The organism is Chryseobacterium turcicum, from assembly GCF_021010565.1.
GTDB classification, from domain to species: Bacteria; Bacteroidota; Bacteroidia; order Flavobacteriales; family Weeksellaceae; genus Chryseobacterium; species Chryseobacterium turcicum.
The window spans coordinates 160,123-177,117 of sequence record NZ_JAJNAY010000002.1; the positions used below are offsets into that span (position 1 = coordinate 160,123).

Sequence of the window (16,995 nt, forward strand, 5' to 3'; positions counted from 1 at the left end):
AATTTGAGCATTCGTGGTAAAAACATTAGTTTACAAAAAGTTAATTATCCTCAAACTCATTATTTTTCAGCAACTCAGCTAAAACTTTTTTGGCGCGCATGACACGAACTTTTGTATTAGCAACAGAAATCCCCAACTCTTCGGCAATTTCTTTGATGCTTTTTTCCTCGAAGAATCTTAATTTAATAATATCCTGATAATTAACATCTAAAGACTCAATGGTTTTAATAATCTTTTGCTGCTCTTCATCAGAAATCATCAATTCTTCGGGAGATTTTGCATAATGATTTTTTACTTCGTCTAAATTTTCGGTAGGATCTTGATTTTCACGACTTTTTCTACGCCAATAATCAATAATTGTATTTTGAGCAATCGTCAGAATCCAAGTTTTAAACTGAAAATGAGGATCGTACAAATCAAGCTTAGACAACACTTTTGAAAAAACATTGACGGTAATTTCGTCTGCATCATTTTCGTCGTGCACTTTTTTCATCACAAAAGAAAAAACGTCTACCCAAAAAACATTAATCAGTTTGGTTTGTGCTTTCTGGTCTTTTTCCTTTGCCTTTTGGATGAGAGGAAATAATTGCTCGTCTTTCATTATTAACAAATATAATTGATTTTCACTAACGAAACAATACATGTGGGAAGATGGATGAAGGATGTTTACAAGTTTGGAAACAGTACTCAAAAAGTTTTAATATCAATCTCGAAACTTTAACCACAAAAGTTTTTAACACATTAGTGTCTTTTAAGTTTTAACCTTTGAAAATAGTAAAGAGCACAATAAGTTTAAAAATCAAAGATTTTTTCTGTGTTTACAGTCTCGTATCTCGAAACTTTAACCACAAAAGTTTTTGACACATTAGTATCTTTTAAGTTTTAGGCTTTGAAAATAGTAAAGAACACATAAGTTTAAAAATCAAAGATTTTTTTTGTGTTTACAATCTCGAAACTTTGAACTCGAAACGCTAATCTCGTATCTCGAAACTTTAATCATAAAAGTTTTTTGACACATTAGTATCTTTTAAGTTTTAAGCTTTGAAAATAGTAAAGAGCACATAAGTTTAAAAATCAAAGATTTTTTTTGTGTTTACAATCTCGAAACTCGAACCCCGAAACTCGAATCTCGAATCCCGTATCTCTGAGCCCGAAACTCGCTTGATTTTCTTATCTTTGTCATCAAATTTAAACCAAAAATAATGAACTCTTTTATTGAAGAACTGAAATGGCGTGGTCTTTTTGCCGACATGATGCCCGGAACAGATGAACAACTGAATAAGGAAATGACAACTGCCTATATCGGTTTTGATCCTACTGCAGATTCTTTACATATAGGAAGTCTTATTCAGATAAAAATTCTGGCTCATTTTCAACAACATGGTCACAAACCTATCGCTTTGGTAGGTGGTGCTACAGGAATGATTGGTGACCCATCAGGAAAATCTGCAGAGAGAAATCTTTTGGATGAAGATACATTACTGCATTATGTGGACTGTTTACAAAATCAACTTTCAAGATTCTTAAATTTTGATGGAAATGAAACCAACAAAGCCGAATTGGTGAACAATTACGACTGGATGAAGAAAATTTCTTTCCTTGATTTTGCTAAAAATGTTGGAAAAAACATTACTGTTAATTACATGATGGCAAAAGATTCTGTGAAGAAAAGACTTTCAGGAGAAGCGGGTGTTGACGGAATGAGTTTTACAGAGTTTACTTACCAATTAATTCAAGGATATGATTTCCTTCATTTATATCAAAATAATAATGTAAAACTTCAGATGGGAGGTTCTGACCAATGGGGAAATATCACCACAGGTACAGAATTAATCCGTAGAAAAGCACAAGGAGAGGCATTTGCACTGACGGTTCCTTTGATTACAAAAGCTGACGGTTCTAAATTCGGTAAGTCTGAAAGTGGAGAAAATTATTGGTTAGACCAAAAGAAAACTTCCCCTTACAAATTCTATCAATTTTGGTTGAATGCAACCGATGATGATGCTGAAAGATTTATTAAATTCTATACATTTTTAGGAAAAGAAGAAATTGAAGCATTCATTGAAGACCATAAAACAGCTCCACACGAAAGAAAACTTCAAAGAAAATTAGCTGAAGAAGTTACCGTTTGGGTTCATGGAAGAGAAGAATATGAAAAAGCGATGAAAGCTTCAGAAATTCTTTTTGGAAAATCAACCGCTGAAGATTTGGTAAGCCTTGATGAAGAAATTTTCCTGGAAATTTTTGACGGAGTTCCTCAGAAAGAAGTTGCTAAAGCTGATGTTTTAGGAATTAACATTGTGGATTTGCTTTCAGAAAAAACAGGCTTTTTGAAATCTAAAAGTGAAGCTACCAGAGAATTGAAAGGAAATTCAATTTCTGTAAACAAAGAAAAAATCAATGACGTTTATACCGCAAACGAAACAGATTTGATTGACGGTAAATTCTTATTACTACAAAAAGGAAAGAAAAGTTACTTTATTGTAAAAGTGATTTAATCTTAAAAGAATACAAAAAATAATCCGGCTCAATTCTGAGTCGGATTATTTTTTTATCTAATTGTTGATTTTTAGAATGTATAACTTGTTGTAGCTGATAAATTCAATCCGCTCGAGACACTTTCTTTTTTAAGCTGGCCATCTACCCAAATCTGAACTTTCAAAGTAGAAGAAGCGTCTGCTCCTACTGCATTTACCACCATATTCACATTATAAACTACCCCTTCTGTAGAGAGCTCCGGGCTCGACCAAGTCGTTCCGCTTAAGCCGGTTACTGTAATAGGATTGCCATCGATACCATAAACTGCACCGCTGATATTGGTTCCTGCTGACCCTTCAGCTTTAAAAATAATTTTATGAGTTTCGGTCTCAGAAACGTCATCATCATCTTTTTTACAAGAAACAACAAAACCCAAAATTATTGCTACCATCAAAACAACATACGACCCTTTTACGACCTGATTCAATTTTATTTTTCTCATAATTTATTTTTGTAAATGCTATATCTATTTTCTATTGCGTAATCTTTTGAATTTGCTATTTAGAAATCAATTCTGTTAAGAAAAGATAATCAATCCTCAAATTTAAGTAAAATTTTCTACAGAATTTTAACAGAAAAGATTCAAAAAAAATAATTTAAAAAACAGAAATTCAAAATTCCTTTTCAATGTCATATTTATCTAAACCTATTTAGGTTTACGCTAAAATGCCGCCCGACAGCAAGAACCCATTTAGAGGGAAGCTTTCCCAACTTGGGACAGGGCAAACCTAAATGCGGGGAAACAATTCTGTGGCCCGACAGAGCCATCCTTTATTGGTTGAGCAAAAACTGTGGCCATACGGTATCTCATTTTATTAAATCAACAAAAAACCTCTGAAAATTTTCAGAGGTTTGTAAATTTTAATATAATGATATTGTTGGATAGGATTCATCCTATCCTTTAGTAAGCCGTCCCGTTAGGACTTTTTGTGGATTAGTGCATGGCTTCACTCAAATCTATCTTTTCTTTACTTTTTCGTTCTTTTATAAATAATATAAACGGAATACAAATTAAGAAAGCGATTCCTAAATAAAGGAAAACATCCATATAAGAAAGCACTGTAGCCTGTTTCGTGACTGTCATATCTAAAACTTTGTAAGCAGCATTCATTGCATTATCGGGAGTCATTCCTTTAGCGATGAAATTGGCTTTTAAGCCTGCTAACCGTTGCTGAACATCAAAACTATCACTATCTAAATGAGATATTAAGTTGACCCTGTATTTCTGACTGGCGTTGGCAATAAATGTGGTAATCGCAGCGATTCCGAAAGAACCACCAAGCTGCCTCATCATTCCTGTAAAAGCTGCACCCTGACCGATTTCCTGACCTTTTAATGTACTTAATGACAAAGAGGTAATCGGAATAAATAATAATCCTAGCCCCATTCCTCGTACAATCAGCATCCAGAAAAAGGCTTCTTTACTGGTATCTGGTGTCAAAATTTTATAGCCCCAGAAACTATAAATAAAGAATATCAACAATCCTAAAGAAACCAAAATTTGTTGTTTTGCTCCCTTCGAAAGTAATTTACCGATAATTGGCATCATAAATGCGGTCGTTAAAGCCGCCGGAACCATCAAAAGCCCAGAGTCTAATGCCGTCCAGCCTAAAACACTCTGTGTATATAAAGGAACGATAAACGTTGAACCATACAAACCAAATCCTAAAACAAAAGACATTGCCGTTCCTATCCTCAGGTTTCCGTTTTTCAAAACCCTGAGTTCCACAATAGGATATTTATAGGTGAGCTCTCGCCATAGAAATAAGACAAATCCTAAAACAGCTGTTGTGGTGAAAGTAACAATCATTCCGCTTTCAAACCAATCTTCTTCATGGCCTCTTTCTAAAATAAATTGTAAGGACCCTACAGTTAATGCCAACAACATAATCCCAAGCCAATCGACTTCTGAAGCTTTTCTTTTTTCAGAAAACTTCGGACTTTTTACAAATTGTAATGTCATAATAGCCGCCGCAATACCAATTGGAATATTAATATAAAAAATATAAGGCCAGCTATAATGATAAACAATATACCCTCCCAATGGTGGACCTAAAGTAGGGCCAATAATTACTCCCAAACCATAGATTGCCTGCGCCATACTTCTCTTTTCGATAGGATATGATTCTGTAATAATGGTTTGCGAAGTTACCAACAACGCCCCCCCACCAATACCTTGGCATAATCTAAAAAATACCAGCTCCCAAATATTATCTGCATTCCCACAGAGAAATGAGAAAATAGTAAAGATGACAATGGAGGCGGCAAAATAATTTCTTCTACCGAACTGCTGTGAAAGCCAGCTCGTCATGGGAACTACAATTACGTTACCAATGGCATATGCTGTAATCACCCAACCTACTTCAGAAAGTGTAGCACCCATGTTTCCCTTCATTTCGTTGAGGGCAACATTTACAATCGTGGAATCCACAATTTCTAGTAAAGCACAAAGAATCGCTGTAATCGTAATGATTACTCTTCGGGCTCCATATTCTACTAATGAATCTTGCATAGTTTTTTTTACATTGTAAAAAAGTGAATTGTCAATGGTCAATCAACATCGTGGTCAATTTTTACTACTCCATTTCCAAAATAACATCAATCATACTGCATTTTCAATTCACAATTGACTTGCTTCAGCAAAATTGACAATTCACTATTTCAATATTATTTTAAAGAAACTTCTGCTTTCACATTCATTCCTGTTCTTAATCTTTTTGCAATTTTTGAATCAAGGTTTACAAAATCTATTTTTACAGGAAGTCTCTGTACTACTTTTACGAAGTTTCCACTTGCATTATCTGGAGGCAAAATAGAAAATGTAGAACCTGTTGCCGGAGAGAATGAGCTTACTACTCCTTCAAATTCTGTATCGGGGAAAGCATCAATTTCTATTTTTACTTTTTGTCCTTCTACCATTTTGGCAACCTGAGTTTCTTTAAAGTTTGCAATCACCCATTTTTGGTCATTTTTAACCAAGCTAAATAATTGCGCACCTGCCTGTAAAAATTGCCCTGCCTGAATAGGAACTTTCCCTACAAAACCATCTTCCGGAGCTACAATAACCGTATAAGAAAGATTTAATTTTGCACTTTCTACATCTACTTCTCTTTGTTTCGCTACCGAACCGGCCACTGAAATTTGCTGTGAACTTGCTTCTGTTTGTGAAGATGCAATTCCAGTTTGCTGTGCAATCTGATTTCTTGTATCTACTAAAACCTGAAGTTGTTTATCTGCAGATTGTTTTGCTGCTAAAGCTTGCTCGTATTGCTGCTCTGTAATCGAGTGATCTTTTACAAGAACTGAATATCTTTTTAGATCCTGAGAAGTTTTCCAAACGTTTACTTTTGCTGCTTCAATTTGTGCATTTGCTGTGGCTACAGCTGCTTGTGAACTATTGATGTTCTTTGAAGTTGCGTTTGTAGAAGACTGAGCAGATGAGATATTACTTTTTGCCGTTGATAACGCTGCTTGAGCCTGATCTAAAGCCATTTTCTGATCTTTGCTATCTAAAATAACCAAAGTGTCACCTTTTTTTACAAACTGATTGTCTTTTACTTTTACTTCGGCTACATATCCTGAGATTTTAGAAATAACAGGGTTCATGTTTGAAGCAATTTGTGCGTCATCCGTTTCTTCATGAAACTGACCGTAAGAATATGCTCTATAACCGAAGATTCCTCCTCCAATGACGATTACGGCTAATATGATTGGGAAAACTAAACTTTTCTTTTTCGGTTCAGTTGCTTGAGTATTGTTATTTTCCATTTTGGATATTATTCTGTTTTTATTTGATTGTTAAAGTTCCTGTAGTCTGCAATAGTTTTCTGTAAGCCAATGCAGCATCTGCTTTTGCATTGATAACGCCAACATTTGCAGCAATCTGAGCCGCATCTGCATCTAGCAACTCTGTCATCGTTGCAAGACCGTTATCATATTTATTTTTTGTAATTCTGTAGTTTTCATTAGCCTGCACCGCCGCTTTTTCGAAAACTGTAATTCTCTTTTTAGAATAATCTGAGTTTTGATATTCTCTGTTGACATCCAACTTAATATTGTCATTCAACAATTCGTTGGTTGCTGACAACTGCATTTCTCTTGCTTTTGATTGCTTTAAAGCAGAATTTTCTTTCCAAATGTTTGATAGATTGTAAGAAACCCCTACTCCAACATTCACTGCATTATAAATCGTTAAAAATTTTGGAATATCTGCTGCTACATAACCTCCAGTGAATGCAATAGAAGGAAGGTTTTCTGCTTTTGCAGATTTCGTTCCCAATTCTGCTGCTTTTCTTTGTTGGTCTAAAGCTTGCAAATCTTTACGGTTTTCTCGCGCTTCATTCAGATAAAAGCTAACCGGTTTCACATCATCAGATTCATCAACATAGTTTTGATCTACCTCAATCTCTGTCGTTTCTGGAAGACCAAGAAGTAAATCCATATTGATATTGGCGATATTATAATTGTTTTTAGCTTCTAATAATTGCAGTTCAATATTTGAAGTCTGAAGATTTGCCTTTAAACGGTCATTTCTTGCAATCACCCCATTATTTTCAAGCTTTAGGAAAGTTTCGTCTCTTTTTTGAGAAGCGGTAAGGTTTTCTTCTAAAACTTTAATCGATTGATTGGCTTTAAATAAATTATTATAAGCCTGAGCTACATTATAAGCAATGGCAACTTTATCGCTTTCGGTGCTCAATTTTGATGCTTCCACCAAATATTTTGCAGACTCGATACCGTATTTTATTCTTCCACCGCTGTAAATTGGAACACTTAGATTTGCCGAACCAAAAGCTACCTGATGAACTTCTGGACCTCCTGCGCCAGAAACACCGGGAAGGCGGATATCAACATTCGGTTTCATGGGCAGATACAGATAACTTGCAGAAACTTTCAATTCTGGGAGCTGTCTGTTTTTTGCTTCCAAAAGATCGGCAGTTGCTTCTTCTATTTTGGCAGCATCAATTTTCAAACTTTTACTGTTCTGGATTCCCAACTGTACGGCTTCATCGAGGCTGAGTTGTTTTTTCTCCTGAGCTTGGGTGTACGTTATTCCTGCAAAAAGGGAAAGTACAATAACTGAGTTATTTATTCTCTTCATAACCTAAAAGGTCTTTTAGTATATATTTAATATGTTTTTTGAGTTCCGAATAATATTTCTCTTCAAAAGCTTCTTCATCTTCTGTATTGTTAAGAAATTCCTGATACATTCCTTTTGCGTTCGACGCATAAAATAATGTTCCGCTTACAGTAGAATGCAGTAAATAGATAGGTGGGTTTTTAGTAAAAATTCCTTTTTGAATTCCACTTTCCAGAATTTTAGAATACATTGAAATGAAACTCATTTTAGTTTCCTTCAAAAATTCTACAATCTGAGGATTTTCTGTATGAAGCTGCTCTCGTTGCATAATTCTGTAAAAACATTTGTGATGCCTTACTCTTCCTGCAAACTGATCAACAATTCTTTCAATCTTTTCCCATTCATTGATATCTGTTCTTTCCAGAATATCTTTAGAAAAAAACTGACCTTCATTCATTCTATATTCCACCAATTTCTCATAAAGCTTCTCTTTAGAACCGAAATAATAAGAAATCATTGAAATATTTACATTGGCTGCTTTAGAAATCTCCCTTGTAGAAGTTCCCTGAAAACCATTTTCTGCAAATAGCTTTTCTGCAGCGAATAATATATTTTCTTCTTTTGAAATCATATGCGGTGTTTTGCGGGTGCAAATGTACACAAGTTTTCAATAAAATCAAACGATTGATTGGTTTTTAATTTAAATTTAATCCTTTATTAACAACAAACTCAATAAACAATTAATATTCAATGAATTACGCTTTATTCACAAACATAATAAATAGTATAGATTTTGTATTCATTATGTTTTTAAAGAAAAAAAGAGTTGAAATTTGTGTTTGTAAAAGGAAAATTAAGACTTGACAGAAGGCTATTCTATATTTGAAAACAGCATCAATTGCCAAGAATGCACGAATAAAAAATATTCGTGCATTCGTGGCCTATAAATTTTCTTAAGATTAAAGAATATAATGCGTGAGAATCTTCTATGAACTCTTATGAATATATCTTGAAAGTTTGATTCCTAAATCTGTCCATACGATTTTAGGATTGCCATTTCTAGTAAGATGCAAATCTGCAGTATTAATTTCATCTAAAATACTAATGATATTTGCGCCACTTATAAATTTTGAAAAACCTGCCCAATTGAAACCATTGGCATCAATTTTTTTGTAAACCAATTCTTCAGACTGATAATTTTGCAATAAAGCCAATCTGAAAATTTCTGAGGCATAATTGAGAAAATTCTTTTGCTTTTCTCTGTTCCAGCTTGCAATTTCTTTGGCCCAAATGATAATATTTCTAAGAAATTCCGGCTTCTTTTTTACCATAAATGCATCACGCACCCATTGTACAAACAGCTTTTCAAACTCAGGATTTTTATTTTGAGAGTTTAAAAACTTTACCGCATCATTCAAATTTCCTTGTGACTGATGTACAACTTCTTTTACCTTTTCATTTGAAACATCAAATTTACTTTTCAAAAAAGCTTCCAAGTCTTCATCACCTATCCTGGGAACATCAATAAGCTGCGTTCTTGATAAAATTGTTGGCAAAATATCGTCACTGCTTTCTGCCGTTAAAAGAATAATGGTCTTTGCTGGTGGTTCTTCCAAAAATTTAAGAAACTTATTGGATGCTGCCGTATTCATTTTATCAGCTCGCCAAACGATGAGAATTTTTGTACCGCCTTCAAAACTTTTTAGAGCAAATTTTTGATTTTGCTCGTCTATTTCATCTGCAGAAATAAAGAATTGTTTGTTTTCAGATTCCAAAACAGCAGTCCAGTCATCAAAACTAGCGTAAGGGAAATCGATAATCATTTCTCTGAATTCCTCAAATTTGTTTTTACTTAATGAGTTTCTGTTATCGGTAAAAACAGGAAAGCTGAAATGTAAATCTAAATGATTAAGGTGCTCTACTTTTGAGGCTGCATACTCGTTTTCTCTATTCAAAATTTCTTTTGCATACGCTAAAACCAAAGGCATCGTTCCATAACCTTCTTTTCCTATGAAAAGCTGGGCGTGGCTTACTCTGTTTTCGGTGATGCTGTCTTGAAGAAGTTTTTTAAGATTTTCTTGTCCGGCGATGTTTTCCCAATTCATGTTTCAAAGATAAAAGAATTTTGTGGAAAAGAATAAATGGTGAATTATGAATTTAAAGCCAGATATAGAAAAATTAATAGTAATGCCAATTGACGATGGACAATTCACTATAAAAACCCCTTAACAAAATTTAACCTCAGTAAATTTTTACAATTCATTAATATTTAAGATATTTGCGCATTATTTTAAAAATCTAGAATGAAAAAAATTTTTGTACTATCATTCATTTCAGTGGGGTACTTCCTTAACGCGCAAAGTTTGAGCAACTCACCTTATGCAACTTACGGAATTGGTGATGTAAAATATGATAATACGATTGAAACGTCCTCTATGGGAGGAATTTCAACTGCTTTCATAAGTGATTTCAGCAGTAATTTTAACTTCGGAAACCCTGCGAATAACAGCAATTTTGAGTTAACAAGCATTAAGCTTGAAGCTACTAACGAGAACAATTATTTCAAAACCGACTATAACAATACGAAGTCTACTAAACATTCTACGTATTTATCAAATATTTCCATAGCATTTCCTATTTCTTCGAAAATAAAAATGGGATTCCTTTACCAACCTTACAGTTCTAAGAGCTATGAGGTATTGAATTCAGAAACTATTGGAGGTGTAGTACATTCAAATAAATTCGAGGGTAGTGGAACTTTAAATACTGCTCAATTAGCAGTATCATATAAAGTTAATTCTCAATTTGCTGTAGGAGCAAGAGCTAATTATTATTTTGGGAATCTTTATGACCTAAACGAATTTACCACTTCTACCGCAGATTTAATTAATGGTTATGAAACCAAAAACAGTATCAGAAACTTCAACTTTACATTAGGTACAAGTTATCAAAGTATAGATACACGTAATGACCATAAATTGACAATTGGTGCGACGGCTACTTTTGGGAATACCAGTAATATGACTACTAATTATATCAACAGTACCTATTATTACAGTGATGTTGATACAAAAGCAGGAGAAACAATTATCGACAATAAAACTAAAAGCTCCAATAATCTTCTTCCGCTTCAAGCTTCGGTCGGTGTAGGATATGGTAGCGAAAACCACTGGTTCTTATCTGGTCAGATTGATTACAAAAAAGGAGAAGCAATCTCATATTTCGGAAATTCTTTCGATTATAAAGACTCTTACAGAGTTTCTGCCGGAGGTTGGTATTTACCAAACTACAATAACTTTAGAAGCTATTTTTCAAGAATAGTTTACCGTTATGGTGCTTTCTATGAAAAAGGAAATCTAGAAATTGCAGGAAGCAACATCAATAAGTTTGGGGTATCTGCAGGAGTAATGTTGCCTTTCAAAACCAGCAGTATCACAAGAATGAGTGGTCTTGAAATTGGTGTAGAATTAGGAAAAAGAGGAACGCTTAAAAACGATTTGATTAATCAGAATTTTGTTAACCTAAAAGTTGGTTTCAATTTTGCTGACAGATGGTTTAGAAAACAGCTTTACAATTAATAATGAATTTTATTTCACATAAAACATTCAAAAATATAGCATACCTTTTTAGTTGTGCTATATTTTTTATATTAACATCCTGTGAAGAAGACCTCACAAAGCTGAATGGTAGTGAGAATAAAAACTTTCCGTCGCAGATTATCCACAATGCAAAGATTATACAGAGAGATTCTGGCATTATTACGCTAAAAGCTACCGCTCCTATTATTGAAAAATACGAGTTGATTGACAGTCAATATACTGTTGCCAAAAAAGGAATGAAAATAGAGTTTTTTGATAAGAAAAACCCGAAAAAACCTGGTAATATTACTGCTAAATATGCAAAGCTGTACGACTATAAAAAATTCTATGAAGCAAGAGGTGATGTGAAAATCCTTACCAGTGATGGGCAGAGATTTGCCACGCAAAGTGTTTTTTGGGATCAGAATAAGAAAAGAATCTATACCAGAGATACCGTTTATGCAACAATGGAAGACGGCTCTACTCTAGTGCATGCCAATGGAATGACTGCCAAAGATGATTTCTCAGAATATAAATTTTTTAATAATTCTGGAGATCTTGATGTAAGCAAAACCAAAATTGCTCAACCAAAACCTTAATAAATGAAAGTTTATAAAGCAATTGGCTTAATGTCCGGAACCAGTTTAGACGGTTTAGACATTTGTTTCACCAAGTTTTGGAAAGAAAATTCAAGCTGGAAATTTGAAATTCTTAAAGCTGAAACTATTGCTTACCCCGAGGCTTTAGAAGAACAACTTCGAAATTCTATTCATTTATCTTCACAAGATTTATTAGCGTTACATTCAGAATACGGCTTTTATTTAGGTCAAATTACGAATGATTTCATTAAAAAAAATCAACTTACTGATGTAGATTTAATCGCGTCTCATGGTCACACCGTTTTTCATCAACCCCATCGGAAATTTACGCTTCAGATTGGTGATGGAAGGGCTATAAAAATAAAAACTCAAGTTCCTGTAATTTACGATTTCCGGTCTCAAGATGTTTTATTGGGTGGAAATGGAGCACCTTTAGTTCCCATTGGTGATGAACATTTGTTTTCAGATTACGATGCGTGTCTTAATTTAGGAGGTTTTTCTAATATTTCTTTTAAAATTAATGAAGAAAGAATCGCGTTTGATATTGCTCCTGTCAATATTATATTAAATAAATTAGCGCAGGAATTTAATCAGAATTATGATGAAAACGGTGATTTAGCGAAAAAAGGAAATATTAATCCTCAATTATTAGAGCAATTGAATTCGTTGGATTTTTATGCACAGCCTCATCCAAAATCATTAGGAATAGAATGGTGTAACGATACTATTTTCCCATTATTTTCAGGAATTGACAGCTTAGATGTTGTGGCAACTTTTACCGAGCATGCCGCTGAACAGATTTCTAAAATTTTCAATATTCATCAGTTTAAAAAAGTACTTTTTACAGGAGGTGGAACTTACAACCACTATCTGATTGAAAAAATAAAGAGTAAAACTCAAACAGAAATCATTATTCCCGAAAAACAGATTATTGATTTTAAAGAAGCCTTAATCTTTGCTTTTATGGGGGTTCTCAGATTGAATAACGAAATTAACGTACTCGCTTCCGCCACAGGAAGTTTGCACAATCACAGCACAGGAATTATTGCATAAAAAAACCTTCATTGCTGAAGGTTTTCGTTTTATTTATAAGCTTCGATTTTATCAGTCAAACTATTGATAAAATTCTGAAGCGGTTTCTCAACCATCATTTTGATAAAAGGATTAAATTTTCCTTCAAAAAGCATCTGTACTTCAGTTTGAGTTTCGTTCAAAGGTTTTAAAGTTGCTGTAAGCGTAAAGTCTAAACTTGAGCTAGCCGATTTCAAAACAGCTTTCTCGTGAGTAACTTCATCTATTTTAAGAGCGATTTCAGGCATTCCCTGAAGTCCGAATTTGAAGCCATCTTCTCGTGTTTCAAACTTTTGAAGACCATCTGGCATAAATTCTTTATAATTTTCAGGAGATTTAAGCAACTCAGATAAATCTTTAGATGATTTATTGACAATAATTTTTCGTCCTTCTAAATTCATTTTTTTATTTTTGTATTTAAATTATTACAAATGTATAAAGTTTTTGTGAACGAAAAAAAATTATTGATATCTAAGAACCCGGAAAACTTAGAGAAAGTCTTAAATTACGAAAGTTTCACAACTTTAGAAATTGCCCTCGACCTTTTGCAGAATACATCGACTTCTGAGCTTAATGTATATGGTGAACAAATTGATGAGATTTGGAAAGAATTTAAAAAACTTTTCAGAATCATTGAAGCAGCTGGAGGAATTGTAAATAAGCCAAATGGAGATATACTTTTCATCAGAAGATTAGGAAAATGGGACCTTCCTAAAGGCAAAATGGAAAAAGGTGAATCTCGTGAAGAATCTGCGATAAGAGAAATTGAGGAAGAAACAAATCTTCAGAATGTAGAACTTAAAGACTTTATCAACACCACGTATCATATCTATATCGAAAGAAATGGTGACCGTGTTTTGAAACATACCCATTGGTTTGAGATGTTTTTTGACGGTGAAGATACTTCAAAACCCCAACTGGAAGAAGGAATTACTGAAGTTGCCTGGAAAAACACCACCCAGATTGAGAATGAGGTTTTTCCAAACACTTTTCAGAATATAAAATTGATTATTAATGAATTTTGGGATACAAAATCTAAATAAAATCGATTGCTTTTTCTAAAGAAATTCCTCGTGAGGCTTTAAGAAGAATATTTTCTGACTGAATTTTGTTGTCTTTTAAATATTGAATGAATTCATCTGTACTTTCAAAAGCCGCAGAATTTTTGTTGACGTTTTTAAATTGTTTTCCGACCGTGATAATTTCGTTAAAACCTAAGTTTTGAGCTAATCTAAGAATATCCTGATGCTCTTTTTTACTTTCATCGCCCAACTCAAGCATGTCGCCAATAACGATTGTTTTTGAGCCTTCAAAAGTGATGAAATTATGCAATGAAGCAGACATCGAACTTGGATTAGCATTGTAGGTATCTAAAACCAAAGTAATTGTACCCTTTTTCACAACCTGTGACCTCATATTAGTGGGAGTATATGATTCTAGGGCCGATTGTATTTCATCGAAATTCAACCCAAAATGAAGCCCAAAACTTGCTGCCGCACATAGATTGGTAAAATTATATTCTCCTGTAAGCTTTGATAAGGCTTTTTGATTTTGATACTGTACACCCACAAAATTATTTTCAGAAAAAGCTTCAAAATAATAGTCAGAGTTTACTTTTCCAAACGTTATTTTTGATTGATAATCCTGTGTTTTTTCTAATTGAATTAAATCATTTTCGTTAACTAAAATAGTTTGACTGGCATTGATAAGATAATTATACAACTCAGATTTACCTTTTATAACGCCTTCAAAACCTCCAAAACCTTCTAAGTGAGCTTTACCGAAGTTGGTGATGTATCCAAAGTTTGGTCTCGCAATACTACACAATAATTCTATTTCTTTCTGATGATTGGCTCCCATTTCGATAACAGCCATTTCGTGTTCTGGTTTAATCGAAAGTAGAGTTAACGGAACACCAATATGATTATTTAAATTTCCGAAAGTATACTGTACATTATATTTTTTTGATAACACAGCATGAATAAGCTCTTTGGTGGTCGTTTTACCATTGCTTCCGGTAAGACCAATAATAGGGATATTTAATTGATTTCTATGATGTACAGACAATTCCTGCAAAAACTTTAAAGTAGAAGAAACATAAAAAATATTTTTTTCTATATTTTCAAATTCTTTATTTTCAATAATAACAGCTAGAGCACCTTGATTAATCGCTTTTTCAGCTAAAGTTGCGGCATCAAAATTATCTCCCGAAAACGCAAAGAAAATATCATTCTTATCTATTTTTCGGCTATCAATCGTTACTTTTTCTGCCTTTAAAAAGATTGGGTAAAACTGTTCTGTATTCATGTGAAAATATATATTTTTTTCGAAAGTCGTATGCACCATAAAATCGATTTGTATTTTACGATTTTTAAGCTATACGATTTCAAGGTTCAAAAATAAAAAAACCTCCTGAAAGTACAGGAGGTTTTTTATAAGTATTTTGATAAATATTATCTTCTTGTTCTAGCTTTTTCGCTTTCTCTAGCATCTTGAGCAACACGGAAACCGATCCAACCATAACCAGCTGACTGATTTTTGTATCTTCTCTGTCCCGGATCCAACCAATATGCTGAATCTTGCCAAGAACCACCTTTTACAACTCTAATATCGTTAGTAATAGCTGTAGTTCTGTCTTTGGTGTCTTTTTGCAGAATAACTCTACCGTTAGTATCTACTACAAATTTCTTAGCAGGAGCATTATACATGTTATATGATGAAGCAGAATCGCTTGCGTTTCTATAATCTAATGAAGACTGTTTGTCACCATCCATATAGTTTCTGTAATCTGCAAGAGTTTCTCTTTCGAACTGACCAGGTAAGTTTTTGTAAACTAATCTTCCGTCTGCCAAAGTATCATATTTCATATTACCTTCTTCTACCATTTTGTAAGTTCCGTCACCGTTTCTTACGATAGCTTGAGGCATATTTCCTCTATAATAATTGAAGTCACTACCCGATTCGTCGATGATTGGTCTGTAAACATCTGCAGTCCATTCAGAAACGTTTCCAAACATACCATAGATACCGATATTGTTTGAAGGGAATTGTCTTACATCTGCCGTTTGAGCAGCACCGTCATTTTTCCAACCAGCAGGACCGGAGTAATCACCTCTTCCTTGCTTGAAGTTTTCAAGGATCATTCCTCTATTTTTACCTTTGGTACCTCTAAGAAGGTCTACCTGAGGTTTTTTCTCTAAGTAATTGTTGTACTCTCTGTTTTTTTCCATACCCAAAGCAGCAAATTCCCACTCTACTTCAGAAGGAAGTCTGAATTTGGTAACCATCGCTGCATTTGGAGCTCCGTTTGCAGCTTGAATTCTTTGGTTGGTCGTTTTCATACCAGTCCTTTGATTCAATCTTTGTTGGTTGATGTAACCTTGCATTTCAGGATCATTCGATTTGAATTTATCCATATTGAAAGCGGTTCCACCTTGGTTATTAGATTCGTTGATGTACAAATCTTTTGCAATAACACCTGCTTGCATCAAAGCTTTTTCGTTTGCTCTGTCTGTCAACCATTCGCAATATCTGTTTGCTTGAGTCCAAGAAACTCCTACTACTGGATAATAATCATAGTTTTGATCTCTGAAATAAGTTTCATTTAAATCATTTCTAGATAATTTATTATCCCATAACAAAGTATCCGGTAAAGCACCGTTGTAAATTTCTTTATAACTAGGATCACTTGGTGGGAATACATACTTCAACCATGTAAGGTATTCGCGGTATTCGTAGTTAGTAATCTCAGTTTCACCGATAAAGAACGAACTTACCTGCATTCTGCGAGGCGAGTTATTCCAATCGTGCATTACATCATCTTTCACTAATCCCATTGTAAAAGTTCCCCCTTCGACATATACCATTCCCGGCCAACCTTTTTGCTTCTGTTGCTTTCCTGCAAAGAACCAACCCTGTTTTTCGTTTGGTTTCCAACCTGTCTTGCTGACAAATTTTTTAGTACCCCCGCCTCCGGAAGTTCCTGAACCACCACAGCTGGTTAATGCAAGTGTAGAACTCAATGCTATTAATGAAAACAACTTTAGTTTTTTCATAGTCGATATAAATATTATTCAAAGTACAAAGAAAAAATAAATTATTCAATAAATCAAATAAAGATTTGATTTTT

At 33.9% G+C, this 16,995-nt stretch carries 15 protein-coding genes; 5 read left to right on the forward strand and 10 right to left on the reverse strand.

Going from position 1 to position 16,995, the window contains the following annotated elements:
• Nucleotides 1-40: 40 nt before the first annotated feature.
• Nucleotides 41-601, reverse strand: a complete 561-nt coding sequence (locus LO744_RS15485) for an RNA polymerase sigma factor (RefSeq protein ID WP_230670938.1) — start codon at nucleotides 599-601, stop codon at nucleotides 41-43.
• Nucleotides 602-1,202: 601 nt separating this feature from the next.
• Here LO744_RS15485 and tyrS point away from each other — a divergent pair.
• Nucleotides 1,203-2,498 carry a tyrosine--tRNA ligase gene (gene tyrS, locus LO744_RS15490; protein WP_230670940.1) on the forward strand — a complete coding sequence of 432 codons (1,296 nt, stop codon included), beginning with the start codon at nucleotides 1,203-1,205 and terminating at the stop codon, nucleotides 2,496-2,498.
• Nucleotides 2,499-2,569: 71 nt separating this feature from the next.
• Here the strand turns inward: tyrS and LO744_RS15495 are convergent, their stop codons facing one another.
• The 6 genes from LO744_RS15495 to LO744_RS15520 form a co-directional block, all read right to left on the reverse strand.
• Nucleotides 2,570-2,980: a hypothetical protein gene (locus LO744_RS15495; RefSeq protein WP_230670942.1), complete on the reverse strand. Its 411-nt coding sequence runs from the start codon at nucleotides 2,978-2,980 to the stop codon at nucleotides 2,570-2,572.
• Nucleotides 2,981-3,472: 492 nt separating this feature from the next.
• Nucleotides 3,473-5,050 (reverse strand): DHA2 family efflux MFS transporter permease subunit, encoded by a 1,578-nt coding sequence (locus tag LO744_RS15500; protein ID WP_230670944.1) that lies wholly within the window; start codon nucleotides 5,048-5,050, stop codon nucleotides 3,473-3,475.
• 155 nt (nucleotides 5,051-5,205) lie between these two features.
• Nucleotides 5,206-6,306, reverse strand: coding sequence for an HlyD family secretion protein (locus LO744_RS15505; protein ID WP_230670946.1), 1,101 nt, complete (start codon nucleotides 6,304-6,306; stop codon nucleotides 5,206-5,208).
• Nucleotides 6,307-6,325: 19 nt separating this feature from the next.
• Entirely contained in the window at nucleotides 6,326-7,639 is a 1,314-nt protein-coding gene (locus tag LO744_RS15510; RefSeq protein ID WP_230670948.1) for a TolC family protein, read from the reverse strand.
• The gene (locus tag LO744_RS15515; RefSeq protein ID WP_230670950.1) at nucleotides 7,623-8,249 is read right to left on the reverse strand and encodes a TetR/AcrR family transcriptional regulator; all 627 of its coding nucleotides are present in this window, start codon (nucleotides 8,247-8,249) and stop codon (nucleotides 7,623-7,625) included. The genes LO744_RS15510 and LO744_RS15515 overlap by 17 nt, the downstream gene beginning before the upstream one ends.
• Nucleotides 8,250-8,604: 355 nt before the next feature.
• Nucleotides 8,605-9,723 carry a DNA polymerase III subunit gene (locus tag LO744_RS15520; RefSeq protein WP_230670952.1) on the reverse strand — a complete coding sequence of 373 codons (1,119 nt, stop codon included), beginning with the start codon at nucleotides 9,721-9,723 and terminating at the stop codon, nucleotides 8,605-8,607.
• Between the two features lie 198 nt (nucleotides 9,724-9,921).
• Between LO744_RS15520 and LO744_RS15525 the strand changes: the two genes are divergently transcribed.
• Genes LO744_RS15525 through LO744_RS15535 form a run of 3 tightly spaced genes read left to right on the forward strand, consistent with a single transcriptional unit; the run spans nucleotide 9,922 to nucleotide 12,848 of the window.
• The gene (locus tag LO744_RS15525; RefSeq protein ID WP_230670954.1) at nucleotides 9,922-11,196 is read left to right on the forward strand and encodes a hypothetical protein; all 1,275 of its coding nucleotides are present in this window, start codon (nucleotides 9,922-9,924) and stop codon (nucleotides 11,194-11,196) included.
• A gap of 2 nt (nucleotides 11,197-11,198) precedes the next feature.
• The gene (gene lptC, locus LO744_RS15530; RefSeq protein WP_230670956.1) at nucleotides 11,199-11,795 is read left to right on the forward strand and encodes an LPS export ABC transporter periplasmic protein LptC; all 597 of its coding nucleotides are present in this window, start codon (nucleotides 11,199-11,201) and stop codon (nucleotides 11,793-11,795) included.
• A gap of 3 nt (nucleotides 11,796-11,798) precedes the next feature.
• Nucleotides 11,799-12,848 carry an anhydro-N-acetylmuramic acid kinase gene (locus LO744_RS15535; RefSeq protein WP_230670958.1) on the forward strand — a complete coding sequence of 350 codons (1,050 nt, stop codon included), beginning with the start codon at nucleotides 11,799-11,801 and terminating at the stop codon, nucleotides 12,846-12,848.
• 29 nt (nucleotides 12,849-12,877) lie between these two features.
• On the opposite strand, the gene LO744_RS15540 is transcribed toward LO744_RS15535, so the two are convergent.
• Nucleotides 12,878-13,267, reverse strand: coding sequence for an SRPBCC family protein (locus LO744_RS15540; RefSeq protein WP_230670959.1), 390 nt, complete (start codon nucleotides 13,265-13,267; stop codon nucleotides 12,878-12,880).
• A gap of 30 nt (nucleotides 13,268-13,297) precedes the next feature.
• Here LO744_RS15540 and LO744_RS15545 point away from each other — a divergent pair, with 30 nt between their 5' ends.
• Nucleotides 13,298-13,909, forward strand: a complete 612-nt coding sequence (locus tag LO744_RS15545; protein ID WP_230670960.1) for an NUDIX hydrolase — start codon at nucleotides 13,298-13,300, stop codon at nucleotides 13,907-13,909.
• Here the strand turns inward: LO744_RS15545 and LO744_RS15550 are convergent.
• Both LO744_RS15550 and gldJ read right to left on the reverse strand, forming a co-directional pair.
• Nucleotides 13,902-15,173: a UDP-N-acetylmuramoyl-tripeptide--D-alanyl-D-alanine ligase gene (locus LO744_RS15550; RefSeq protein WP_230670962.1), complete on the reverse strand. Its 1,272-nt coding sequence runs from the start codon at nucleotides 15,171-15,173 to the stop codon at nucleotides 13,902-13,904. The genes LO744_RS15545 and LO744_RS15550 overlap by 8 nt on opposite strands.
• Nucleotides 15,174-15,319: 146 nt before the next feature.
• The gene (gene gldJ / locus LO744_RS15555) at nucleotides 15,320-16,921 is read right to left on the reverse strand and encodes a gliding motility lipoprotein GldJ (RefSeq protein WP_230670964.1); all 1,602 of its coding nucleotides are present in this window, start codon (nucleotides 16,919-16,921) and stop codon (nucleotides 15,320-15,322) included.
• Between the last annotated feature and the right edge of the window lie 74 nt (nucleotides 16,922-16,995).